This window comes from Erwinia sp. STN24, assembly GCF_041320675.1.
In the GTDB taxonomy this organism is placed as follows: Bacteria; Pseudomonadota; Gammaproteobacteria; order Enterobacterales; family Enterobacteriaceae; genus Erwinia; species Erwinia aeris.
Genome location: NZ_JBGGPM010000009.1, coordinates 24,024 through 47,769, shown reverse-complemented (window position 1 = coordinate 47,769; position 23,746 = coordinate 24,024). Strand labels below are relative to the sequence as shown.

The 23,746-nt window shown below is 57.3% G+C and carries 20 protein-coding genes, 1 pseudogene and 1 riboswitch; of the genes and pseudogenes, 6 read left to right on the top strand and 15 right to left on the bottom strand.

The features are described 5' to 3' along the window. Window positions 1–132: 132 nt before the first annotated feature. Window positions 133–2,493: a DNA polymerase II gene (gene polB / locus ACA373_RS20625; RefSeq protein ID WP_370735009.1), complete on the bottom strand. Its 2,361-nt coding sequence runs from the start codon at window positions 2,491–2,493 to the stop codon at window positions 133–135. A gap of 231 nt (window positions 2,494–2,724) precedes the next feature. Here polB and ACA373_RS20620 point away from each other — a divergent pair, with 231 nt between their 5' ends. Then, the gene (locus ACA373_RS20620) at window positions 2,725–3,489 is read left to right on the top strand and encodes a DedA family protein (RefSeq protein WP_253455306.1); all 765 of its coding nucleotides are present in this window, start codon (window positions 2,725–2,727) and stop codon (window positions 3,487–3,489) included. Between the two features lie 448 nt (window positions 3,490–3,937). Next, window positions 3,938–4,087, top strand: a pseudogene (locus ACA373_RS20615) (type II toxin-antitoxin system RelE/ParE family toxin); the annotation flags it as partial. Window positions 4,088–4,298: 211 nt separating this feature from the next. Here the strand turns inward: ACA373_RS20615 and ACA373_RS20610 are convergent. The 3 genes from ACA373_RS20610 to ACA373_RS20600 are packed head-to-tail and all read right to left on the bottom strand — an operon-like array spanning window position 4,299 to window position 5,428. Continuing rightward, entirely contained in the window at window positions 4,299–4,508 is a 210-nt protein-coding gene (locus tag ACA373_RS20610) for a hypothetical protein (RefSeq protein ID WP_253455305.1), read from the bottom strand. Continuing rightward, a complete protein-coding gene (locus ACA373_RS20605) occupies window positions 4,489–5,130 on the bottom strand; it encodes a hypothetical protein (RefSeq protein ID WP_370735008.1) in 642 nt (213 codons plus the stop codon). The genes ACA373_RS20610 and ACA373_RS20605 overlap by 20 nt, the downstream gene beginning before the upstream one ends. Before the next feature lie 37 nt (window positions 5,131–5,167). Further along, complete coding sequence (locus tag ACA373_RS20600) at window positions 5,168–5,428, bottom strand: hypothetical protein (protein ID WP_253455303.1); 261 nt, start codon at window positions 5,426–5,428, stop codon at window positions 5,168–5,170. 733 nt (window positions 5,429–6,161) lie between these two features. Here ACA373_RS20600 and ACA373_RS20595 point away from each other — a divergent pair. Beyond that, a complete protein-coding gene (locus tag ACA373_RS20595; protein WP_253455302.1) occupies window positions 6,162–6,767 on the top strand; it encodes a TetR/AcrR family transcriptional regulator in 606 nt (201 codons plus the stop codon). Between the two features lie 182 nt (window positions 6,768–6,949). After that, on the top strand, window positions 6,950–7,627 hold the full coding sequence (locus ACA373_RS20590) for a type 1 glutamine amidotransferase domain-containing protein (protein WP_253455301.1): 678 nt from the start codon (window positions 6,950–6,952) through the stop codon (window positions 7,625–7,627). A 48-nt stretch (window positions 7,628–7,675) separates the two neighbouring features. On the opposite strand, the gene ACA373_RS20585 is transcribed toward ACA373_RS20590, so the two are convergent. The 6 genes from ACA373_RS20585 to sgrR all read right to left on the bottom strand — a co-directional run bounded on the left by ACA373_RS20585 (window position 7,676) and on the right by sgrR (window position 14,982). Further along, window positions 7,676–8,491 (bottom strand): arginase family protein, encoded by an 816-nt coding sequence (locus ACA373_RS20585; protein WP_301251468.1) that lies wholly within the window; start codon window positions 8,489–8,491, stop codon window positions 7,676–7,678. 175 nt (window positions 8,492–8,666) lie between these two features. Next, complete coding sequence (locus tag ACA373_RS20580; protein WP_253455299.1) at window positions 8,667–9,503, bottom strand: SDR family oxidoreductase; 837 nt, start codon at window positions 9,501–9,503, stop codon at window positions 8,667–8,669. 377 nt (window positions 9,504–9,880) lie between these two features. Continuing rightward, window positions 9,881–10,582, bottom strand: coding sequence for a thiamine ABC transporter ATP-binding protein ThiQ (gene thiQ, locus ACA373_RS20575; protein WP_301251466.1), 702 nt, complete (start codon window positions 10,580–10,582; stop codon window positions 9,881–9,883). Beyond that, window positions 10,566–12,185, bottom strand: coding sequence for a thiamine/thiamine pyrophosphate ABC transporter permease ThiP (thiP, locus tag ACA373_RS20570; protein ID WP_301251464.1), 1,620 nt, complete (start codon window positions 12,183–12,185; stop codon window positions 10,566–10,568). Before thiP ends, thiQ begins: the two co-directional genes overlap by 17 nt. Further along, entirely contained in the window at window positions 12,161–13,147 is a 987-nt protein-coding gene (gene thiB / locus ACA373_RS20565; protein WP_370735007.1) for a thiamine ABC transporter substrate binding subunit, read from the bottom strand. Before thiB ends, thiP begins: the two co-directional genes overlap by 25 nt. Before the next feature lie 39 nt (window positions 13,148–13,186). After that, a riboswitch (TPP riboswitch) is annotated at window positions 13,187–13,285 on the bottom strand. Window positions 13,286–13,320: 35 nt separating this feature from the next. Continuing rightward, complete coding sequence (gene sgrR, locus ACA373_RS20560; protein ID WP_369895541.1) at window positions 13,321–14,982, bottom strand: HTH-type transcriptional regulator SgrR; 1,662 nt, start codon at window positions 14,980–14,982, stop codon at window positions 13,321–13,323. A 245-nt stretch (window positions 14,983–15,227) separates the two neighbouring features. On the opposite strand from sgrR, the gene ACA373_RS20555 reads away from it, so the two are divergent. Next, on the top strand, window positions 15,228–16,406 hold the full coding sequence (locus ACA373_RS20555) for a sugar efflux transporter (RefSeq protein WP_253455294.1): 1,179 nt from the start codon (window positions 15,228–15,230) through the stop codon (window positions 16,404–16,406). Between the two features lie 45 nt (window positions 16,407–16,451). Here ACA373_RS20555 and leuD read toward each other — a convergent pair whose 3' ends face one another. The 5 genes from leuD to ACA373_RS20530 form a co-directional block, all read right to left on the bottom strand. Beyond that, window positions 16,452–17,057, bottom strand: a complete 606-nt coding sequence (gene leuD / locus ACA373_RS20550) for a 3-isopropylmalate dehydratase small subunit (protein ID WP_253455293.1) — start codon at window positions 17,055–17,057, stop codon at window positions 16,452–16,454. Between the two features lie 2 nt (window positions 17,058–17,059). Further along, window positions 17,060–18,463, bottom strand: a complete 1,404-nt coding sequence (gene leuC, locus ACA373_RS20545) for a 3-isopropylmalate dehydratase large subunit (RefSeq protein ID WP_370735006.1) — start codon at window positions 18,461–18,463, stop codon at window positions 17,060–17,062. A 2-nt stretch (window positions 18,464–18,465) separates the two neighbouring features. Then, a complete protein-coding gene (gene leuB, locus ACA373_RS20540) occupies window positions 18,466–19,554 on the bottom strand; it encodes a 3-isopropylmalate dehydrogenase (RefSeq protein ID WP_253455291.1) in 1,089 nt (362 codons plus the stop codon). Next, window positions 19,554–21,113: a 2-isopropylmalate synthase gene (gene leuA / locus ACA373_RS20535; protein WP_253455290.1), complete on the bottom strand. Its 1,560-nt coding sequence runs from the start codon at window positions 21,111–21,113 to the stop codon at window positions 19,554–19,556. Before leuA ends, leuB begins: the two co-directional genes overlap by 1 nt. A 256-nt stretch (window positions 21,114–21,369) precedes the next feature. Further along, a complete protein-coding gene (locus ACA373_RS20530) occupies window positions 21,370–21,657 on the bottom strand; it encodes a hypothetical protein (protein ID WP_253455289.1) in 288 nt (95 codons plus the stop codon). Window positions 21,658–22,022: 365 nt separating this feature from the next. On the opposite strand from ACA373_RS20530, the gene ilvI reads away from it, so the two are divergent. Continuing rightward, window positions 22,023–23,744: an acetolactate synthase 3 large subunit gene (ilvI, locus tag ACA373_RS20525; protein WP_253455288.1), complete on the top strand. Its 1,722-nt coding sequence runs from the start codon at window positions 22,023–22,025 to the stop codon at window positions 23,742–23,744. Window positions 23,745–23,746 lie beyond the last annotated feature (2 nt).

The following is a 23,746-nucleotide window of genomic DNA, read 5'->3' as shown; positions in this document are numbered from 1 at the left end:
AGATATTCGGCTCGATTCTCGTAGAGGTTATTTCAGGCAATAGCACGGCTGCCCGGCAATAAAGCCCGGCAGATTCATTTCGTTTTGCAGGAAGGGCGCTATGGTACTGGAAGGTGGCGCGTTCGTCACCTGTCAAAAAAGCCCCAACTGACCTGTTACCAGTGTAGCAAAGTCATCCTGCACGAAAGGCAAAATGCCTTCCGCAACGGGCTGCAGCTGGCGGGAAAGGTAGTGATCGTAGTCCAGCGGCGTCAGGCGTGCCTCCAGCGGCTCCGGCCCTGACGTGGCGATAACGTAGCGGATCCGGCCGCCTTTTTGATACTGCAACGGGCGGCCCAGCTGGCGGTTCTGCTCATCGGCAAGGCGCGCGGCGCGCACGTGCGGCGGCACGTTGCGCTGATAATCTTCCAGCGGGCGGCGCAGCTTTTTGCTGTAGGTCAGCTGCTCGTCCAGTTCGCCATCCAGCAGCTGCCGCACGGTTTCGCGGATGTAATCCTGATAGGGCTGCCGTTTGAAAATCCGCAGATAAAGCGCCTGCTGAAAATTTTTCGCCAGCGGCGTCCAGTCGGTGCGCACCGTCTCCAGCCCTTTAAACACCATGCGCTCCTGGTCGCCTTCGCGGATCAAACCGGCGTAGCGTTTTTTGCTGCCCTGTTCCGCGCCGCGAATGGTCGGCATCAGAAAACGACTGAAGTGGGTTTCGTACTCCAGCTCCAGCGCGCTGGTCAGCCCCAGCGTTTCCTGCAGATGCTGCTGCCACCAGGCGTTGATTTTTTCCACCAGCCGACGGCCAATCGCGGCGGCCGACGCCTCGTCGTGCGGCGTTTTCAGCCAGACGAAGGTGGAGTCGGTATCGCCATAAATCACGTCATAGCCTTCCGCCTCTATCAGCTCCCGCGTCTGGCGCATGATTTCATGGCCGCGCAGCGTGATGGAGGAGGCCAGCCGCGGATCGAAAAAGCGACAGGCGCTGGTGCCCAGCACGCCGTACAGCGCGTTCATAATGATTTTCAGCGCCTGCGACAGCGGCTTGTTGCCGTGCTTTTTGGCCGTTTCGCGGCCCTGCCAGATCTGACCGACGATCTCCGGCAGGCAGTGCAGGGTGCGGGAGAAACGCGCGCCGCGAAAGCCGCTGACCGACTCGCTGTCGTCGGGATGCGCCATGCCTTCGGCCAGCCCGACCGGGTCAATCAGAAAGGTACGGATAATCGAGGGATAAAGGCTTTTGTAATCCAGCACCAGCACCGAGTCATAAAGGCCTGGCCGCGAGTCCATCACGTAGCCGCCCGGACTCGCCTCCGGCGCGACTTCGCCCATATTCGGCGCAACGTAGCCGGCGCGATGCATACGCGGCAGATAAAGATGGCTGAACGAGGCGACCGAGCCGCCATGCCGATCCGCAGGCAGGCCGTTGACGGTAGCGCGCTCCAGCAGAAAAGGCATGATCTCGGTACGCTGGAAAATGCGCGTGACCAGTTCGCAGTCTTTCAGGTTGTAGTGCGCCAGCGCCGGTTTGTCTTCCGCAAAGCGCTGGTCGATCTCCTGCATCCTGTCCCACGGATTATTAATGGCTTTGCCTTCGCCCAGCAGCTCGCGCGAGACCGATTCCAGGCTAAAGGAGGGGAAATCCCAGAAGGCGGATTTCAGCGCCTCGATGCCGTCGATAATCAGCCGCCCGGTCGCCTGCGCAAAGTAGATCCCCGGCTTGAAGCCGTGCTCGCGCCACTCCAGCGCTTCGCTGTTGCGGCCCAGCCGCAGCGGGATGCCATAGCGATCGGCATGTTTTTGCAGCACCCTGAGATCAAACTGCACCACGTTCCAGCCGATCAGCACGTCCGGATCGTGTTCGGCAAACCAGGCGTTGAGTTTTTCCAGCAGCGCAGGACGGCTGGCGACATATTCCAGCCTGAAGTCCAGGCGGCTGGCGTCGCCGTTTTCCGGCCCTAACATATAAACCACGCGCTGGCCGCAGCCTTCCAGCCCGATACAGTAAAGCTCGCCGTGGCGCGTGGTTTCAATGTCCAGCGACACCCATTTCAGCGGCGGGCGATAGTCCGGGTTAGGTTTAAGCCGCGCCTGCGTCAGGCTGCCGCCGACCTGCTGGCCGCTGAACCACACCGGCGCGGTGATAAAACGCTCCATCAGGAAACGATCGGGCGGGCGGATATCGGCTTCATAAACCATCACGCCGTTTTCGCGCAGCAGCTTCTCCAGCTTTTGCAGCTGCCGATACTGTTTGCAGTAAAGCCCGGCGACCGGACGCTGGCGGAAGTCCTTCAGCGTCAGCGGCGTCAGCCGAATATCTTTTTCGGCACGCAGCAGGGTTTCCGCCTGCGCCAGCTGCTGCTGCGGAATAAAGGCGACCGACTCCTGCGGCGGCAGCACGACCCGCTGCGGGCCGTCGTCCGTGGCCAGCCACAGCACGATCTCCGTACCGCTGGGCGTATCCCGCCAGTGTCGGGTCAGCAGAAAGCCTGCGCGCGCGTCGTTCACCTGAACCTCCTGAGCGGCTGGAAATGGGATACGGGGCTGTTCACCGCCATGCGGGCCTATAATAGCATGTTTATTTATACAGTTCTTACTTCGCCGGCGCCGCTCACCGGCAAGCGCTTTTCTTCTTTACCTGAACAGAAGAAATATCCGCATTCCCATACAAAACAGCGCTTGACGGATCCCGGACGGGCCAGGACAATCCGGCTTTCCAATAAACAGAATGTGAAATCTATGGAAGCCTGGCTGGAACACCTTATAACTCAATCAGTTGCCTGGTCTTTACTGGCAGTAGGACTGGTCGCCTTTTTCGAGTCGCTGGCGCTGGTTGGGCTGCTGCTGCCGGGCACCGTGCTGATGGCCTCGCTGGGCGCACTGGTCGGCAGCGGACAAATCAGTCTTTATCCGGCCTGGGGCGTGGGGATTATCGGCTGCCTGCTGGGCGACTGGATCTCCTACTTTATCGGCTGGCAGTTCAAAGGGCCGCTGCACCGCTGGTCATTTATTAAAAAGCATCAGCCGCTGATGGATAAAACCGAACACGCGCTGCATCAGCACAGCATGTTTACCATTATTATCGGCCGCTTTATCGGCCCGACGCGGCCGCTGATCCCGCTGGTGGCGGGGATGCTGGAGCTGCCGGTAAAGAAGTTTATCCCGCCTAATTTAATCGGCTGCGTGCTGTGGCCGCCTCTGTACCTGCTGCCGGGCATCCTGGCTGGCGTGGCGATTGACGTGCCGAAGGACGCCAGCAGCAGCCTGTTTAAATGGCTGCTGCTGGCGGTAGCGCTGCTGGTGTGGCTGGGCGGCTGGCTGGGCTGGCGCTGGCTGCGCGCCAAAAAACAACATGACTGGGCGACGGCCTATTTGCCGGAGAGCCGCCTGCGCTGGCTCGCGCCGCTGATGATGGCGGCGGGCGTCGCCAGCTTCGTGGCGATCCAGTTCCATCCGATGATGCCCATCTTCCGCCATCTGCTGTGGCAGGTGTTTATCGGCTAGTTCGCCAACCATGCCACGAGATCCGCCGTGAAACGTGACGGATTCGCTGATATTAACGCGATCCATCTTCATGCGGTTGCCCGGTGCGGTTTCGGCCGGGTAGCAAAATGAGATGCCAGGCAGTAGCTTCACAAAAGGAAGGCATAAAGAGCAGCGCGACATGTGGCGCGTTGAAGAACGAGTGGTTATGGGCCGCTGCCCGCTGACGACCTTCTTTTTACCGTTTCGCTGAATGACAGCACGCGTCCTTCAGACGCAGCGGATAGAACCTGATTATTCATGGCACTTCTCCTTATGAAGTGCTCCCTGCGCCAGCGGGGATAGACCGGTTAGCGCCCTGAATGCCAATCACAGCCCCGGGTGTTCCCCGCGCCAGCGGGGATAAATCGAAACTGTATATTCAGCCGCTTTTAGATTTGATGTGTACCCCGCGTGAACGGGGATAAACCGGACGATGGGCGGCGATATAGCCCGTGGGTTGTGGGTTTATCAGTCAGGCAGTAAGATTTACCTACTACGCATCTTTGTTAAAAAAACGCCCCCCACAGAGATTGCGTTATTTCTTGTCGTTAGTGAGTTATCCGTCTGCTACAAATGAGCTACGCAGCCCCAAGCGATTGAGGCTGAAAAATGGACAAATTTTTCTTTGCTTTTGTTGTCCTGCTTGCAGTACTGAAATCTTTCGGAGGAGATACGCCAGCGATTAACATCCACGCGGACAACTTCCTTAATATTTCAGTCACTAGCAGCAAGTAACCCATACAGAGGTCGGAATTATCCGGCCTTCTGTAAAATTCTATAGCGGCATATTATCGCCGGTCTGCCTTTTCGGCGATCAGATAAGTCAGTCCATAAACCACAAGGCCAGCGATCAAAACCAATAAGGGGTTAATGACGCGCATCGCCCCTTCGCTGAGTGTTGCGGCCAGAAAAATACCTATAACGACGGCCATAAGCACCAGACCGCCAGAAATCTCGGCTATCAACTTGCGAACCAGCCTAATAATTTTCGATAGCATTAATAAATTCCTGTGAGGCTGTCGGATTTTTGCGCAGCGTTTCGCCCATCTTGATGTAGTTTTGCAACGGCTCTTCAAAGAAAAAATAGAGCATATCGTAATCTTTAACCCGCAATTTTTGCCACAGCTGGGGGTTTTGCATGTGTAAACGCCTGGACGACTCACAGGCCCGCGAGATCACCCCCTGAGCCACCATGCCGCCGGTCATGGTTCCCGTCAGTCCCCGCAAGGCAATCCGGGAAATAAAAGACAGCATCACGCCGCTGACCACTTTTGATCCCAGATAAGAAGAGAGCGCAAGCTGGGTCGTTGTTCGGCTGGTCATCGAGGTGGCACCGCCGATCAGTTTGTCGTACACCTTCTTTAACGCCGGTTCTGGCAAATTTTTTAGCGAGTCGTCAATGATGATTTTTGCGATCTGGGTTATTTCGTTTCTGTCCCTGAAAGCATTCCTGATAGCCCGCCCCACGCGAATATCGTCCTGCATGTTGCGGTACTGTATGCGGCGGCCACCGTCGGAAAGGTTCAGATCCTGGAAGGTGCGTTCAAGCCCCAGATAAAAATCCATTGGTACCGATATAACGCCCGACATTATCGACTTGGCCAGCATTGTTGCGTTCATTCCCTTTCTCCTTTTGGGGGCTGTGATCCAGATTTGTTTAAATATGATACATATTAAAAATACTGAACCACAAGGACAAGGTTTGCTCGTCGGTTTGAGGCCGCGCCCTTACTGGCTTAACAGGTGATCCTGATTTTTTATCTATATCTATATAGTCAGAAAAATTGGGAGCATTTTCAGGCTTCAATGTCTGCGGCTGTTTCAGGGCAAAGAACGTTTGGCCATCCTGCGCACGCTGTGCCAGCACATCGGCAACGAATGAGTAAGATTCCGGAATAACTGACCATACCCAGTTCATGCGTGTTCCCCGCGCCAGCGGGGATAAACCGTCCTGTCCGGTAATCAGACGGCGCACCGACTCGTGTTCCCCGCGTGAGCGGGGATAAACCGTCCACGTAATTGCGTGGTAACTCCAGCCGGGCGTGTTCCCCTCGCCAGCGGGGATAAACCGGCCTTAATTTCTGTCTGTGCCGTCTGGCTCTGGTGTTCCCCGCTCATGTGAACACACTTTTCCAATTTGCTACTAACAGGCATGGCGAGGTTTGTCCCCAAAAATACGGAAGAAGGTTGCTTACGGCTGCGATAATACAACTTATATGCGCGAAAGGGCTGACACCACGCGGAGCAGACGACATTCCAAACTCTTCTTCCGGTAGAATACAATCCCAGGCCCGGCTAATGCCGCCGTGCTGAAGTATTAAACGGATCATATATGAGGCAATACAGAACGCGCGACTTTCTGCCGTTCAAGCCTGCGCCATGTCGCTTTTGCTTAGTGGTTTACTAAATTTTTCCGCACGGACAAAGGCGATGGCGTGCCCATAAGTACGCAGATCAATCCAAGGCCGTCGGTGCCGAAACCGATAGCGTTAGGGAGTGCTCACGGGCGCGTAAATTAACCGACTCATTTTCCGGAGAACGCAACGCGTCAAAAGAGTCGCTTTCAGAGCATTTTACCATGTTAAAAGCGCTGTCAAAAAAAAAACTAAGATATTCTAGACGACCGGTCTAATCAGGTGTAAGGTTAGTTCATGAACACAGCGACGCATAAACACAAAGACGATGTCCGCGAGCATATCCTCGCCACCGGACAGCGCATCATGGCGGGCAGAGGCTATTCGGCCGTCGGGCTGAACGAAATCCTGACCGAAGCGGGCGTGCCTAAAGGCTCCTTCTATCACTATTTCGGCTCCAAGGATGCCTTTGCTGTCGCCATGCTGGAAAGCTATTTTGCCGACTACCTGGCCGGGCTTGACCACACGATGAGCCAGCCCGGTGCCAATATGGCGCAGCGGCTGATGAACTACTGGCAGCAGTGGCAGGATACACAGTCATTCCAGGACTGTCAGGGCAAATGCCTGGCGGTAAAGCTGGGGGCGGAAGTGGCTGACCTGTCGGAAAATATGCGACTTGCGCTGGAAAAAGGCACTTCGCAAATTGTGGCGCGGCTGGCTGAAGCCATTGAGGCTGGCGCAAAGGAAGGGTCACTGCGGATTATCGACGAGCCAGGCCGGGTCGCAGAAAGTCTTTACCAGCTCTGGCTGGGCGCGAGCGTGATGGTGAAAATCGTTCGTCACAAAGGGCCGTTTGCCTCAGCCATGCTGTTAACCCGGCACACGCTGGGCCTGGCAGGCTGAAGCGCCGTTTGCTTCAGCGGTCCGGCAAATGCGTGGCCTGGCAGGCCAAAGCGCCGCTAAGCCAGGCGGATAGTTTTATTACAGGTTTACGATCGACAGGGCCAGCAGGCTGGCCTGTTTTTTTACCCCGAGATTAGACGACTGGTCTACTATATATTAATGCCACCATGCGGAGAGACACGATGAAAGTTTTAATGGTTCTGACCTCACACGATCGACTGGGCGACACCGGCCGTAAAACCGGTTTCTGGCTGGAAGAGCTGGCCGCGCCTTATTATGCCTTTAAAGATGCGGGCGCCGAAGTAACTCTGGCTTCGCCGGCCGGCGGCAATCCGCCGCTGGATCCGAAAAGCAACGAGCCGGATTTTCAGACTGAGATGACGCATCGCTTTGAGGCTGACGCCGACGCTGTTGCGCAGCTTGCCGCTACCGTGCGTCTGGACACGATTTCCCAGGCCGATTACGACACGGTATTTTATCCGGGCGGCCACGGCCCGCTGTGGGATCTGGCTGAGGACAAGCATTCCATCGCCCTGATTGAATCTTTCCTCGCCGCAGAAAAACCGGTAGCGCTGGTTTGTCACGCGCCTGGCGTGCTGCGCCATGTGAAAACGCCGGCGGGCCGTCCGCTGGTGGAAGGGAAAAAGGTCACGGGCTTCGCCAACAGCGAAGAAGAAGGCGTCGGCCTGACCAACGTGGTGCCTTTCCTGGTAGAGGATGAGCTGGTGGCGCAGGGCGGCATCTACTCTAAGGGCGCCGACTGGGGCTCTTACGTGGTTCAGGATGGATTGTTAATTACCGGCCAGAACCCTGGCTCCTCAGCGGCAACAGCCGCGCTGCTTCTCAAACAGTTCGCATAATCATCGCTTTCCTGCGGCGCAATGCCGCAGGATCCCATCGGGCCGCGGCTATTGCAGTAGCGGCATCAGCGCGGCTACCAATTTTTCAGGCGAAACTGGCGGCCCTTCCGGCTGCCAGGCGTTCTGCAATTCCGCTATCTCTATACCGATTAAAGACGAACAGGCGAGCACTTCGCAGCAGGCCGTCAGTTCCGCCAGCGTTAATCCTCCCTCTGACTGATAATCTGTCGGCACCGTGCCCGGGGCCAGCACGTCGCAATCCAGATGCACATAAACCGCACGGCCAGCAACGGCCTTACGCAGGCGATCCGGCAAATCTTCACCGGGCGGAAGGCAGGAAATATTGTGCTGCTCGATCAGGTTCACTTCAAAAGGATCGAGATCGCGCTGGCCGACCAGCACGACCTGTTCCATCCTGATACCGCTGCCCAGGCCGGTGTCCCAAAGGCCCAGCGGCCCGGCCAGAGCCAGTCCGCCCAGAAATCCACTGGTGGAAGAAGCCGGCGTATTGAGATCGGCGTGCGCGTCGAACCACACCAGACAAGCGTCGGGATAATGTTGCGCCAGCGCGGGCAGCGTCGCCAGCGACACGGCACAGCGGCTGGTGGCCGCTACGGAAACGGCTCCGGAGGCAAACACGGCGGCAAAATGTTGTTGTACCGCGTGCAAATCGGGCATGGCCGCGTCCAGTTCTTCGCGCCAGCCTGCGCTCAGCGCCGGTTTGGGCGTACCGATAACAGTCGGCCGCTGGCCGAGGCAGGATGCCAGCGCGTTACCAAGGGATTTGGCCGCTGGGATCGCAAGATCGTTATGGTCTCCGGCACGCCCCTGAAAAATAGTACAGACAGTGTGGTTTTCGACCATCAGGCTGCTCCGGTTAATTGCCAGGGAGGATTAAACATAAAACAGCGGGGAATGACGCACAAGATGGCATGATGTTTTACACAAAACCCGGCCGTTTGCCATAAACGCAAGCGGCCAGGTGAATACTTTGCAGACTGAAGATACGAGGCGGTTTTCAGACGAAGAAACGGCGGGCCTAAACAGCCAGCCCGTTGACCCTTAACATAAACAGGTCGCCTTCCCGGATTTCCCTTTTTCTTTCCAGCAGCAAATCGAGATCGTCTCTGACGGTAAGATAAAGTCCGCTTAACGACCTGTATTTCCCGCTGCACAGTTTTTCAATATTGATCAGGCTTTGCGTTTCATCAACGGTATTCCCGGCATCTTTTTCATCATATACCCACTGCAAGGCTTTTCCACGAGCGCTGTTGCTGTCGGTGATGGTATCAATCAGATTCGTTACCATGCCGGTGGAATGAACCAGGCCGGGGTGATAGGCGTAAAGAGAGATATTTTCACGCTTCATTTCAACCGCAAGATTTTCGGTTAATTTAATCACGGCCGCTTTGGTTACGGAATAAGAGGTACAATAAGGCCAGCGGTAAACCCCGGCATTACTGACGATATTAATAATAATCCCACGCTTTTTCACACGCATTGGCTTTAGCGCCTCATGCGTGCAATAAGAAAGGCCAAGCAGGTTAATATTGATGGCCTCAAACCAGTCGTCCAGTTCGATATCGGCAAATTTATCTACCGGCCCCCAGACGCCGGCGTTGTTGATCACAACATCAATATGACCAAACTTGTCGGCTATGCTGGCAAAGCAGGCGGCAACCGCGACCCGATCGGTAACGTCGCACTGGAGGCAGTGAACGGCACCGCCAAACTCCTCTTCAAGTTCGGCCAGTCTTTGCGCATCTCTGCCGGTAATAATAACCCGATGATCTTTCGCCAGCGCTCTGGCATAGGACAGGCCAAGCCCTTTAGACCCACCGGTGATTAATATCGTCTTTTTTTGCGCATCAATCATTGCCTGTTTTCCTTTAATAAAATAGATTTCTGGTCATGCTTGCTATATCGCATTAGTAACATATCTTTATGTAACTTACATGACATTCATCATTCATTTTATTTATGACAGGATAATAGTTTGTTTCTGAGTTGAATTAACAGATGAATAAGGTGACTATTCCTGTGCGTTAATATATGTCAATAAAAAGGAAAATATTTAATAAGTAAATAAAGCCGTCTGGCCCTGTTGATATCAATATATCTGTGCCGTTGCAGGAAAGATGACTTAGTTAGCAGTACCAGTTTAATGTGGACTGTAGCTATGCCAGCGAATGCTTACGACGTGGCTCGGCTTAAGGCAGAGAGGCCCGGTATGTAAACCAGGCGCCGCCGTCGTTACCGCAGGCTAATGCCTAATATGGCCGCCTCTTTGACCTCACCGTTAAGCAAGGCAGAAGTGCTGCCGTCCCAGAAAATCCGGCCATCGACCACCAGGGCGCTGCGCGGCGTGATGCGCGCCGCATCCTCAATACTGTGCGACACCATCAGCAGCGTCATCTTTCTTTCCCGACAAACTTCATCCGTCAACGCCAGCATCTCTTTACGCAGCGCCGGATCCAGCGCCGAGAACGGTTCGTCCAGCAGCAGGATCGGCTGCTGGCGCACCAGGCAACGGGCCAGCGCGGCGCGCTGACGCTGCCCGCCGGAAAGCTCGCCCGGCAGACGGGTCAGATAGTCTTCCAGACCGACCCTCTCCGCAATCGTCTGCAAGCTTCGCTGCTGTTCCGCCGTCAGCCGCAGCCCCGGATGCAGCCCCAACCCGATATTTTGCGCCACGGTAAGATGGGGAAACAGGTTATTTTCCTGAAACAGCATGGAAACCGGCCGCCTGGCCGGCGGCGTAGCGCGATGATCTTCGCCGTTCAGCCGCAGTTCGCCACTGTCGGCGGTAAGAAAACCCGCTACCAGGCTCAGCAGGGTGCTTTTACCTGCGCCGCTGGGGCCAAGTATCGCCAGGCGCTCCCCGGCCTGCATCGACAGGGAAAAGCGCATCGGCAGATGCTGGTAGATCCAGGTAAGGTTAGTCAACGTCAGCATGGCGTCCCGGCAGTTTTTCAATCAGGGTAAACAAAAGAAAGCAGAGCAGCAGCAGCAGCAGCGCGGTCACCGCGCCATCCTCGCTGCGATAGGCGCCCATCTGCTGGTAAAGCCAGAACGGCAGGGTGCGGAAATCTTCGTTGCCGAACAGCGCCACCACGCCGAAATCGCCGACCGACAGCACGCTGGCAAACGCCAGCGCCTGCGCCAGCGGCCGTTTTAACGCGCGCAGCTCGATCAGCCGCAGACGGTTCAGCCCGCGAATATCCAGCGCCAGACAAAGGCGGCTGTAGCGCTCGGCGATATCGCGCAAAGGATTTTCCAGCACTTTCATCGCGTAGGGCACGGCCATCAGCGCATTGGTAAAGATAACAATGCCGTCCGCAGACTGCGGCAGACCGAGGGTATCGTTCAGCAACAGGAAAAAACCGGTCGCCAGCACGATCCCCGGCATCGCCAGGATCAGCATTCCGCTCAGCTCCATCAGCTGGCCCGCGAAAGGCTGCTGGCGCAGGCGCAGCTCGCGGCTGCTCCACAGCAGCATCGTGGTCAGCAGCACGCAGAGCACGCCGGCGCCCAGGGCGATGCGTAGCGAGGTAAAGGTCGCCTGCCAGAGCGCGGGCTGTTGCAGGACGCTAAACAGGTTGCTGTTCAGGCCGCTGGCAATCACGGCCAACAGCGGCGGCGCGATCAGCAGCAGCAGCAGCAACAGCAGTACGCCGTCCAGCAGCTTCGCGCCCGGCGCTTCCTGCTTATCCCGCCAGCCTTGCAGATGAGTGGTGCCTGACGGCAGCGCTTTACTCAGCCGCTGGCTCAGCAACACCAGGCTCAGGCAGCAGATCATTTGCAGCAGCGCCAGTAAGGCGGCGCGGCCGGGATCGTAATCAAAATTCAGCGCCTGAAAAATCGCCAGCTCGATAGTGGTGGCCTTAGGGCCGCCGCCCAGCGCCAGCACGGTGGCGAAGCTGGCGAAGCAGAGCATAAAGATCAGCGAGCCGACCGGCAGCAGCTGGCGCCGCAGCCAGGGCCACTCAACCAGGCGAAACTGATGCCAGCCCGTGACGCCCAGCTGCGCGGCCAGCTGGCGCTGTTCGGTGGGGATTTGCTCCAGCGTTTGCAGTAGCAGCCTGGCGGCCAGCGGCAGGTTAAAAAAGACGTGCGCCAACAAAATGCCCTGCAAACCATAAGGCGTAAAGTGATAGTCCACGCCCAGCCAGGCGCACAGCGACGCCAGCCATCCCGTACGCCCGTAAACGCTGAGGATACCGAATACCGCCACCAGCACCGGCAGCACCAGCGTCATCGCGCAAAGGCGCAGCACGAGTTGCCTGCCCGGAAAGCGGCGGCGATACAACGCCCGCGCCAGCGGCACGGCGGGCGTCAGCGCCAGCAAAGCGGAGAGAAACGCCTGCCAGAAGGAAAAGCGGAGGACGTGCCACAGATAGCTGTCTTCCCAAAGCGCGCGGGCGCTGACCGGCGCGTTGCGCCCCAGCGCGATAAAGGCGAGCAGCGCCACGGCGACCAGCAGCGTGGCGGCCAGGCAGCCAGGAACGAGGCTGCCTGAAGGCTGATAGCTGGCTAGCGGCTGACGGCGCGTTGCCATTCGCTGATCCATTGGCTGCGATGGCTGGCAACGTTCTGCGACGAATATTGCAGCGTGGTTTTCGGCAGGGTCAGCGTGTCAAAGCCTGCCGGCAGCTTGCCCGCCACGGCGGGATACATCCAGTTGCCCTGCGGAATGGTCTGCTGGAAAGGCTGAGCCAGTATAAACTGCATAAACTTCTGCGCCAGCTGCGGCTGTTTACTGGTTTTAAGCTGCCCGGCGACTTCCACCTGGAGGTAATGACCTTCACTAAAGTCGGCAGCGGTATACTGCGTTTTTTTCTCGGCAATCAAATGATAAGCGGGTGAGGTGGTGTAGCTCAGCACCATGTCGGCTTCGCCCTTCAGAAACAGGCCGTAAGCCTCGCTCCAGCCTTTGGTCACGGTCACGGTTTTCTGCGCCAGCTTCTGCCAGGCGGCGGGCGCGTTATCGCCATAGACTTTCTGCATCCACAGCAGCAGGCCCAGTCCCGGCGTGCTGGTGCGCGGATCTTCGTAGATAATTTTCAGCGGCTGACTGCCCTCGACCAGCTCTTTCAGGCTTTTGGGCGGGTTTTGCAGTTTAGTTTTGTCATAGACAAAGGCGAACCAGCCGTAGTCGTAGGGAACGAAAGTGCTGTTTGACCAGCCGCCCGGCACGGTGACGCTGCGCGTATCGACGCCGCTGGCGGCAAACAGGCCGGTTTTTTCCGCCGCGTCCAGCAGGTTGTTATCCAGCCCCAGCACCACGTCGGCGCGGCTGTTTTTCCCTTCCATACGCAGGCGGTTCAGCAGCGCGACGCCGTCGGGCAGGGCGACATAGCGCAGCTCGCAGCCGCAGTCGGCCTCAAAAGCCTTTTTAATGGCCGGACCGGGTCCCCATTCGGAAGAGAAAGAGTCATAGGTATAGACCGTCAGCGCGGGTTTGGCGGCAACGGCGGAAAGCGAGCAGAGCAGCAGCAGAGGCAGGATTTTTTTTAGCACCTGGAGTTCCTTGAGGGTCAGGCGACGCGCGATCTGAGCAGGTGAAGCACTCTCAAATCCCTACGCCGGTATTAGCCGGGTCAGGTTCGACGGGTTTATCTCAGCGTCGGCCAATGCCGCGCACCCCGTTGAGAACGGCTTATTCTAATGATTTCTACAGGGTAGCGAAAGCATCATGATTCGGGCGGTGCAAACCATGCGGACTTGAAGTCAAACCAGCCCAGCGTATTCATGCGCACCCCGCGCATACTGCGTTCGCCTTCCAGCAGCAGCCAGTGATGGAAAAGCGGATGAAAGTAGCAGTCGGCGATCAGCTGCCTGCTCCAGTCGGCCAGCGGCAGCTGCTGTTCGCGCCAGCGCTGCGCATCCTGCTGCCAGTCAATCGGCACGCAGTGTTGCAGCAGCGGGATCTCATACAGCAGGGCAAACAGCGAAAACTCCAGCGGCAGGGTAAAGTTAGCGCTGCCCAGCCAGATGTCGCTTTCCGCTTCGCCCTGATGCCAGCTGGCGTAATCGACCTGCTTCGTGACCAGCGTCACCCCTTGCGCAGCCAGCAGCGGATGGAGCAAATTAGCAATAGCCTGATGCTCAAGATGATCGCCATACCAGGTCAGCGTAAGCGAGGTCAGGCCCGTCGGCTTTTCCGGCGCGTCCAGATCGCGTCGATGATGCCAGCGCGGCAGCAGCCCGTAGGCCGGAAACCAGTAGCGCTGATAGCCCGCTCCGGCGCGGTTCAGCAGCGCTATCGGGTTGGCGATGGCGCTGACCCAGCGACGGATCTGCTCGTCCCGTCCCAGCGGCGAACGCTGGTCGAACAGCAGAAAATAGCAGCCTTCTTCAAGGCGGCTCTCTTCCGATTTTTCATCCAGGCTGCCGCCTTCCAGCCTGACGCCGGAATAGACCAGCTCCTCGCTGATTTCCGGTAATACCCAGATGTTGACCTCATCAAGCAGCGCGCGGTAGCCGAAATAGGCGTCGAAGGCTTCGATCTTAAGCTGGCTCTGCTGATTACGCACCACGGCATAGGGCCCGGTGCCGACGGGCTGACGGCTGAAATCGGGCAGAAAAGGCCACTCTTTCGGCACGATCAGCGCGCCGACGCCCGCCAGCAGCCACGGCAGCCAGCGGTCGGGCTGGTGCAGATGAATATCCAGCGTCCAGGGCGTGGAAGAGTGAATACGGACGATATTGGCGAAAAGCGGCTGCGTCCGCGCGCGTTCCAGCGTGGCGATCACATCCGCCATCTCCAGCTCGCGTCCGTGATGGAAATGCACCGCAGGGCGTAAATAGAAGCGCCAGTGCAGCGAAGAAACCGACTGCCAGTGGTGGGCGATATCCGGCTCGATTTCCCCGTTTTCCTCATTTATGCGCGTCAGGCCGCTGAAGATCTGCCGGGCCAGATGCGTTTCCGAACGACGCAACGCGGTGGCGGGATTCAGGTTCAGCAGCGAGCGATAATAGAGCACCCGCAGGATATGTTTTCCCTGGCGAAAGCTGCGGCCGAGATGAGAGAGCAGCATCTGCCGCACGGTATTTTTATCGCCGACCAGCTGCACCAGCTGATCGATGCGATCCTGCTCCAGCAGGTCTTCCGCGCGCTGCTGCTGAAGCGCCAGGCCCGTATAGTGAAACGTCAGCTTCGAGCGCTTGCCGCGCCCGGCTTCTGCCTGCCAGGTTAGCCAGCCCGCCTGCTGCATGGCGCCAAGCAGGTTACGCATATGGCGACGCGAACAGCTAAGCTGGAGCGCCAGCTGGTCGAGCGTGGTTTCCTGCGGCTGGCCCTCGCAGCTCTGCCAGAGCCGGATAAACTGCTGCTGTAAACGCGTTGATTGCATAAAAGGGGAACTCTTGCTGAAAAGTCGCCTGTTTTTCTTGCCCTATATTAAGGCAATACTGGTTAGCGATGAAAGTGCGGGAGGCATTCTTTTGAATGGCGCGCTTTCAAGACTTTATATCTGAGTAGGGTGTGCTTTCACCAGCCAGCAGGCGTCTTGCCCGCTGGCTTTTTTCATTTCCCGTTTTCTTCTATGCTTGCTGTTTGCGCCCGCGTGCGGGCCTCTTTATTTGCAAGGGATGTGGTATGAAATCGTTGCTTACGCGTCAACGTCGTATTAACCCGGTTTACCTCGCTTTTATGGCTGTCTCTTTTATGGTGGGTATCGCGGGGGCGCTACAGGCGCCAACGCTGAGCCTGTTTCTGACGCGCGAAGTGGGCGAGCGGCCATTCTGGGTCGGGCTGTTTTATACCGTGAACGCAATTGCCGGTATTGCGGTCAGCCTGCTGCTGGCGAAACGATCGGACAACCGTGGCGATCGACGTATGCTGATCCTCTTTTGCTGTCTGATGGCGACAGGCAACGCGCTGCTGTTCGCTTTTAACCGCGATTATCTGACGCTGATCACTTTTGGCGTGCTGCTGTCGGCGCTGGCCAGCGTCGCCATGCCGCAAATTTTTGCGCTGGCGCGCGAGTATGCGGACAGCTCTGCGCGTGAAGTCGTGATGTTCAGTTCGGTAATGCGCGCCCAGCTTTCGCTGGCGTGGGTGATTGGCCCGCCGCTCTCTTTCGCGCTGGCGTTGAACTACGGCTTTACCACCATGTTTTCCGTTGCCGCCGCGCTGTTTGTGCTCTGCATCGCGCTGATCTGGTTTGCGCTGCCTTCTGTACCACGGGTGGAACAGTCGCCGGAGGTGGTTATCACGCAAATCAGCGCGTGGAAAAACAGAGACGTGCGGCTTTTGTTTATCGCCTCGCTGCTGATGTGGACCTGCAACACCATGTATATCATTGATATGCCGCTTTATATCAGCAGCGTGCTGGGCCTGCCGGACAGGCTGGCGGGCCTGCTGATGGGCGTGGCGGCGGGCCTGGAGATCCCGGCGATGCTGCTGGCCGGGCACTATGTTAAGCGCTTCGGCAAGCGCAATATGATGCTGTTTGCCGTGGCGGCGGGCGTGCTGTTTTATCTGGGGCTGGTGCTGTTTCACTCGCGTGCGGCGCTGCTGGCGCTACAGATTTTCAACGCTATTTTTATCGGCATCATCGCCGGGATTGGCATGCTCTATTTTCAGGATCTGATGCCCGGCAGACCGGGTGCGGCCACCACGCTTTTTACCAACAGCATTTCGACCGGCGTGATCCTGGCGGGCGTGTTGCAGGGCGCGCTGGCAGAAACGTTCGGCCACTATTCGGTTTACTGGGGCGCGCTGATCCTCGCCGTCGCGGCTTTGGCGATGTCGGCTAAGGTGAAGGATGTTTGAGTGGAGGGAAGCGGCCCGCTCGGGCCGCTTTTAACCCGACTGAAGCTAGCGCAAGAACGCTGGCTGCCGCCGTTCATACTCGCTGATGCTGGCTTCGTGCTGCAGCGTCAGGCCAATGCTATCCAGCCCGTTCAACAGGCAGTGACGACGGAAAGGATCGATGCTGAAAGCGTAACGCTTGTCGCCTGCCACCACTTCCTGCCTGTCCAAATCCACGGTAAAGCTGACGCCCGGCTCGGCGGCGACCCGTTGAAACAGCGCATCCATTTCGGCTTCGCTTAACGTTACCAGCAGCAGCTGGTTATTAAACGCGTTATTGGCAAAAATATCGGCGAAATCACTGCCGATAATCGCCTGGATACCGTAGTCGGTCAGCGCCCAGGGCGCGTGTTCGCGCGAAGATCCACAGCCGAAGTTCTCCCTCGTCAGCATAATGCTGGCGCCGCGAAAGGCCGGTTTATTCAGGATAAAGTCCGGGTCAGGGATCTGACCTTCCGCATCCTTGTAGCGCCAGTCGTAAAACAGGTTGCGGCCAAAACCGGTGCGCGTCACCATCTGTAAAAACTGCTTCGGGATAATGGCGTCGGTGTCGACGTTGGCGGCGTCCATCGGTACCACCACGCCCGTATGCTGCGTAAATTTTTTCGCCATAGTTACTCCTGATCCAGCTCGCGGATATCGGCAAAGCGACCGGCTACCGCCGCAGCGGCGGCCATCGCCGGGCTGAGCAAATGCGTACGTCCGCCACGGCCCTGGCGGCCTTCGAAATTACGGTTGCTGGTTGAGGCGCAGCGCTCGCCCGGACTCAGGCGATCGTTATTCATCGCCAGACACATCGAGCAGCCGGGCAGGCGCCATTCGAAACCGGCAGCCAGAAAGATTTGATCCAGACCTTCCGCTTCGGCCTGCGCTTTGACCGGCCCGGAGCCGGGCACGACGTAAGCCTGCACGCCAGCGGCGATTTTATGCCCTTTGACCACGGAGGCCGCCGCGCGCAGATCCTCAATACGGGAATTGGTGCAGGAGCCGATAAATACCTTATCAATCCGCACGTCAGTCAGCCTGATGCCCGGTTTGAGATCCATATAGGCCAGCGCTTTTTCCGCCGAGGCGCGTTCAATGGGATCGCTGAAGCTGGCCGGATCGGGGATGACGTCGTTGACGGCGATCACCTGGCCGGGATTGGTGCCCCAGGTGACCTGCGGCGCGATCTCACTGGCATTAAGCGTCACGACTTTATCAAAGCGGGCACCGCTATCGGATTTCAGCGTGCGCCAGTAGGCGACTGCCTGTTCCCAGGCCCCATCTTTGGGCGCAAACTGGCGGCCCTTCACATAATTAAACGTGGTCTCATCCGGCGCGACCAGGCCCGCTTTCGCGCCCAGCTCAATCGCCATATTGCACAGCGTCATGCGGCCTTCCATGCTGAGCTGCTCCACGGCCGGGCCGCAGAACTCCACCACGTGCCCGTTGCCGCCGCCGCTGCCGGTTTTACCGATGATCGCCAGCGCGATATCCTTGGCGGTAATGCCCGGCGCCGTCTGCCCCACGACTTCGATCTTCATGGTTTTAGCGCGCGACTGCTTCAGCGTCTGCGTTGCCAGCACGTGTTCGACTTCTGACGTGCCGATGCCAAACGCCAGCGCGCCGAAAGCGCCGTGGGTAGAAGTATGCGAATCGCCGCAGACGATGGTCATACCGGGCAGCGACATGCCCTGTTCAGGCCCGATAACGTGCACAATGCCCTGAAAAGGATGCTTCAGATCGTACAGCCGCACGCCGAATTCTTCGCAGTTTTTGATCAGCATCGACATCTGAATGCGCGCCATCTCGCCGCTGGCGTTGATATCCCGCGTTTGCGTAGAGACGTTGTGATCCATCGTGGCGAAAGTTTTACCCGGCTGACGCACCGGGCGGCCGTGCGCGCGCAGACCGTCAAAAGCCTGCGCCGAGGTCACTTCATGCACCAGGTGCCTGTCGATATAAAGCAGCGGCGTCTCGTCAGGCGCTTCATACACGACATGGGCGTCAAACAGCTTCTCGTATAATGTTTTCATAATCAGGCTTCGCGGATAAATCGGGCGATAACGGAACCCATCTCCTCGGTGCCGACGGCGTCGCCGTCGCCAGCCAGGTCGCCGGTACGGTAATTTTCTGCCAGCGCGCGGCTGATGGCCTGCTCAATGGCATCGGCCGCGTCGGCGGCTTGCAGGCTGTAGCGCAGCAGCAGCGCCAGCGACAGGATCTGAGCGACAGGATTGGCAATATTTTTTCCGGCGATATCCGGCGCGGAGCCGCCTGCCGGTTCAAACAGGCCAAAACCCTGTTCGTTAAGGCTGGCGGAAGGCAGCATCCCCATCGAGCCGGTAATCATCGCGCACTCGTCGGAGAGAATATCGCCAAACAGGTTAGAGCAAAGCATAACGTCGAACTGTGAAGGTTCTTTGATCAGCTGCATCGTGGCGTTATCAATATACATATGATGCAGCTCGACATCCGGGTAATCCTGCGCCACTTCCGTTACGATCTGCCGCCATAAAATGGACGATTGCAGCACGTTTGCTTTATCAATCGACGTCACTTTTTTACGGCGCTTGCGGGCAGATTCAAAGGCGATGCGGGCGATGCGTTCGATCTCGAAGCGGTGATAAACCTCGGTATCAAAGGCGCGCTCGTGCTGGCCGCTACCTTCACGGCCTTTCGGCTGGCCAAAATAGATGCCGCCGGTCAGCTCGCGCACCACCAGAATATCGAAGCCTTTGGCGGCGATATCGGCGCGTAGCGGGCAGAACGCTTCCAGCCCCTGATGCAGGCTGGCCGGCCGCAGGTTGCTGAACAGTCTGAAGTGCTTACGCAACGGTAGCAGCGCACCGCGCTCCGGCTGCTCCGCTGGCGGCAGGTGTTCCCATTTCGGGCCGCCGACGGAGCCAAACAGGATCGCATCCGCCTGTTCGCAGCCCGCCACGGTGGCCGGCGGCAGCGGCTCGCCGTGACGGTCGATGGCAATGCCGCCGACGTCATACTCGCTGGTGGTGATGCGCAGATCGAAACGCTGACGTACCGCATCCAGCACCTTCGCGGCCTGCGCCATGACTTCCGGCCCGATGCCGTCGCCCGGCAATACGGCAATATGATAAGTCCTTGTCATTATACGGCTTCCTTTTCGTTGGCTTTGCGCTGCAGTTCCTGCTCGACCTGGCGCGCGCGCCAGATATTGTTCAGGGCGTTGATCATGGCTTTGGCGGAGGATTCCACGATATCCGTCGCCAGGCCCACGCCGTGGAATTTACGGCCGTTATAGTTCACCACGATATCAACCTGGCCCAGCGCATCTTTGCCGTGGCCTTTGGCGGTCAGCTGATATTTCACCAGCTCGATATCAAAGTCGGTAATACGGTTGATCGCCTGGTAAACGGCATCCACCGGCCCGTTGCCCGTCGCGGCTTCGGCGATGGATTCTTCTCCGCAGTTCAGCTTGACCGAAGCGGTTGCCATCACGCTGGAGCCGGACTGCACGCTGAAGTAGTCCAGGCGGAAATGTTCCGGCTCTTCGTTCTGCTTGTTAATAAAGGCCAGCGCTTCCAGATCGTAATCGAACACCTGGCCCTTTTTATCGGCCAGCTTCAGGAAGGCGTCGTACAGGCTGTCCAGATTGTAATCCTGCTCTTTGTAACCCATCTCCTCCATGCGGTGTTTCACGGCCGCACGACCGGAGCGAGAGGTCAGGTTCAGCTGGATTTGGTGCAGGCCGATCGATTCCGGCGTCATGATTTCGTAGTTTTCGCGGTTTTTCAGCACGCCGTCCTGGTGAATACCGGAGGAGTGGGCGAAAGCGCCGCTGCCCACCACGGCTTTATTGGCCGGGATTGGCATATTGCAGATCTGGCTGACCAGCTGGCTGGTGCGGTAGATTTCCTGATGGTGAATATGGGTATGCACGTTCATCAGCTGGCTGCGGGTTTTTATCGCCATGATGGCTTCTTCCAGCGCACAGTTGCCTGCACGCTCGCCCAAACCGTTAATGGTGCCCTCAATCTGGCGCGCGCCAGCCTGCACGGCGGCGATAGAATTGCCGACCGCCATGCCCAAATCGTCATGGGTATGCACTGACAGGATCGCTTTGTCGATATTGGGCACGCGGTTGCGCAGCTGGGTGAAAATGTTGCTGTACTCGCTCGGCAGGGTGTAGCCCACGGTGTCAGGGATATTGATGGTAGTGGCGCCGGCGTTGATGGCGGCTTCCACGACGCGGCACAGATCGTCGATTGGCGTCCGACCGCCGTCTTCGCAGGAAAATTCGACGTCGTCGGTGTAGTTACGCGCATGTTTTACCATACGCACGGCGCGCTCGATCACTTCCGGCAGCGTGCTGCGCAGCTTGGTGGCGATATGCATGGGCGACGTCGCCAGAAAGGTGTGGATGCGGTAGGCTTCGGCCACGCGCAGCGCTTCGTAAGCCGCATCGATATCTTTTTCCACACAGCGGGCCAGCGCGCAAACACGGCTGTTTTTTACCTGGCGAGCGATAGTCTGCACGGATTCGAAGTCGCCTGGCGAAGAAACCGGAAAACCGACCTCCATCACATCAACGCCCATACGCTCCAGCGCCAGCGCTATCTGCAATTTCTCTTTCACGCTCAGGCTGGCCTGTAATGCCTGTTCGCCATCACGCAGCGTGGTATCGAAAATAATAACTTGTTGGCTCATCAGATAATTCCTTTCATGTTTGCATCGCTAATGCTACGAGCATAAAAAAACCCGCGCAGTAGCGCGGGTTTTTTAGTTTGCAAGCCTGAATCAGTGATTCATTCCGCCCACAAGTCTACCGCGCATAAATATGCGTTTAGTAGTAGACCAGGTAGGAGGAGGGTACGGATCATTGAGTCAGGCCTCATAAATTTGCTGTTCCTTTATTGATACTTGAAAGCGGGGGGCGATGTCAAGGCGAGTCACAAGGTTATAATTAGCGACGTAAAATCAGCGCAGAGAAATTATTCTGGCTCAGCAAAGGCAGACAGAACAAAAAGGCGTACGGCAGGCCGCCCAGCAGAAAACCATCGAAAAACAAAAGGGAGTGCTGGCGGTTTTTAGCAAAAATAGCCTTTTTTATCAGTATATTACATAGGTTTTTCTTATAAACAACTTTCACCAACAATGCCCGGTTAGTTAGCGCATTCTTTTTCAGATAGATCGGGAAGCAGCAGAAAAAACTAAATCCGCCGCGATGTTTGAACAGGTAAACTTTATTCAAAGAAGTTCACTCATTAATAACGAAACGATCACACTGGAAAATAAAGCGCAGTCAGCATAAACCGCTTTTTTCCTGGCGAATAGTTAGTGTAAACGTCGACGCGTTAGCGAAACAGGTAGTGCCTTAATGAGGGCTTTCATTCATCAGTCACGTGCAGGACGTTTGCCTGTCGGGTTTTCTGCGGTTATGGTAAATCTTCACTCAAAGCAAAAATAAAACGGGCATCGCCCTGTACCTGGCCGCTGAAAATATTTTTAGCGGTTGAATAAACACAGGTTTTGAACTTATCGGCAGGCAGGCGTTATTTTCTGCATAAGCGCGTTAAGCACGTCGGTAAATCAGCACCTTAAAGCCTGGAGGCAAAAATGGAGATGTTGTCAGGAGCCGAGATGGTGGTCCGATCGTTAATCGATCAGGGCGTAAAACATGTGTTCGGCTACCCCGGCGGGGCAGTACTGGATATCTATGACGCATTGCAAACCGTGGGCGGCATTGACCACGTGCTGGTGCGCCATGAGCAGGGCGCTGTACATATGGCCGATGGCTACGCACGCGCTACCGGCGAAACCGGCGTGGTGCTGGTCACGTCCGGGCCGGGCGCCACCAACGCTATTACCGGCATTGCCACCGCCTATATGGATTCTATTCCTATGGTCGTGCTCTCCGGGCAGGTTCCTTCCTCCCTTATTGGCTATGACGCCTTCCAGGAGTGCGACATGGTCGGTATTTCGCGGCCGATCGTCAAACACAGCTTTATGGTGAGGCAGGTTGAAGATATCCCCACCGTCGTGAAAAAAGCCTTCTGGCTGGCGGCCAGCGGGCGTCCCGGCCCGGTGGTGATCGACCTGCCAAAAGATATGATGAATCCGGCGAACAAGCTGCCGTATCAGTGGCCGGAATCGGTCAGTATGCGCTCTTACAATCCCACGACGCAGGGGCATCGGGGCCAAATCAAGCGCGCGCTGCAAAGCCTGCTGGCGGCGAAAAAACCCGTTCTCTATGCGGGCGGCGGCGTAATCAATGCCGACTGCGCCAACGAGCTGCGCGAGTTCGCCGAACAACTCAATTTGCCGGTGACCTGCTCGCTGATGGGCCTGGGCGCTTTCCCCGGCACCCATCGCCAGTGTTTAGGCATGTTGGGGATGCACGGCACCTATGAAGCGAATATGACGATGCACAATGCCGACGTTATTTTCGCCGTTGGCGTGCGTTTCGATGACCGCACCACCAATAATTTAATGAAGTATTGTCCGAACGCGACGGTGCTGCATATTGATATCGATCCCGCGACTATCTCCAAAACCGTGCCGGCAGACGTGCCTATCGTCGGCGATGCCCGCGATGTGCTGAAGCAGATGCTGGAGATGCTAAAACAGCACAGCGAGCAGGATTGCGACAGCCTGCGCGACTGGTGGCAGAGCATCGAACAGTGGCGAGCGCGTCAGTGCCTGGCGTTCGATCGCAGCAGCGAGAAAATCAAGCCGCAGGCGGTGATCGAAACGATCTGGCGTCTGACCAACGGCGACGCCTACGTGACCTCCGACGTGGGGCAGCATCAGATGTTCGCCGCGCTTTATTATCCCTTTGACAAGCCGCGCCGCTGGATCAACTCGGGCGGTCTGGGCACGATGGGCTTCGGCCTGCCTGCCGCGCTGGGCGTCAAGCTGGCGCTGCCGGAGGAAACCGTGGTTTGCGTCACGGGCGACGGCAGTATTCAGATGAATATTCAGGAGCTGTCGACCGCGCTGCAATATAATCTGCCGGTGCTGGTGCTGAGCCTTAACAATCGCTATCTGGGCATGGTGAAGCAGTGGCAGGATATGATCTATTCGGGACGGCATTCGCAATCCTATATGGAGTCGCTGCCCGATTTTATCAGGCTGGCGGAGGCTTACGGCCATGTCGGCATCGGCATTAATCATCCGCATGAGCTGGAAGAAAAACTGAGCCAGGCGCTGGTAGAGCTGCGTAAAGGCCGCCTGGTGTTTGTGGACGTTAACGTTGACGGCAGCGAGCACGTTTACCCGATGCAGATCCGCGGCGGCGGAATGGACGAAATGTGGCTGAGCAAAACGGAGAGGACATAATT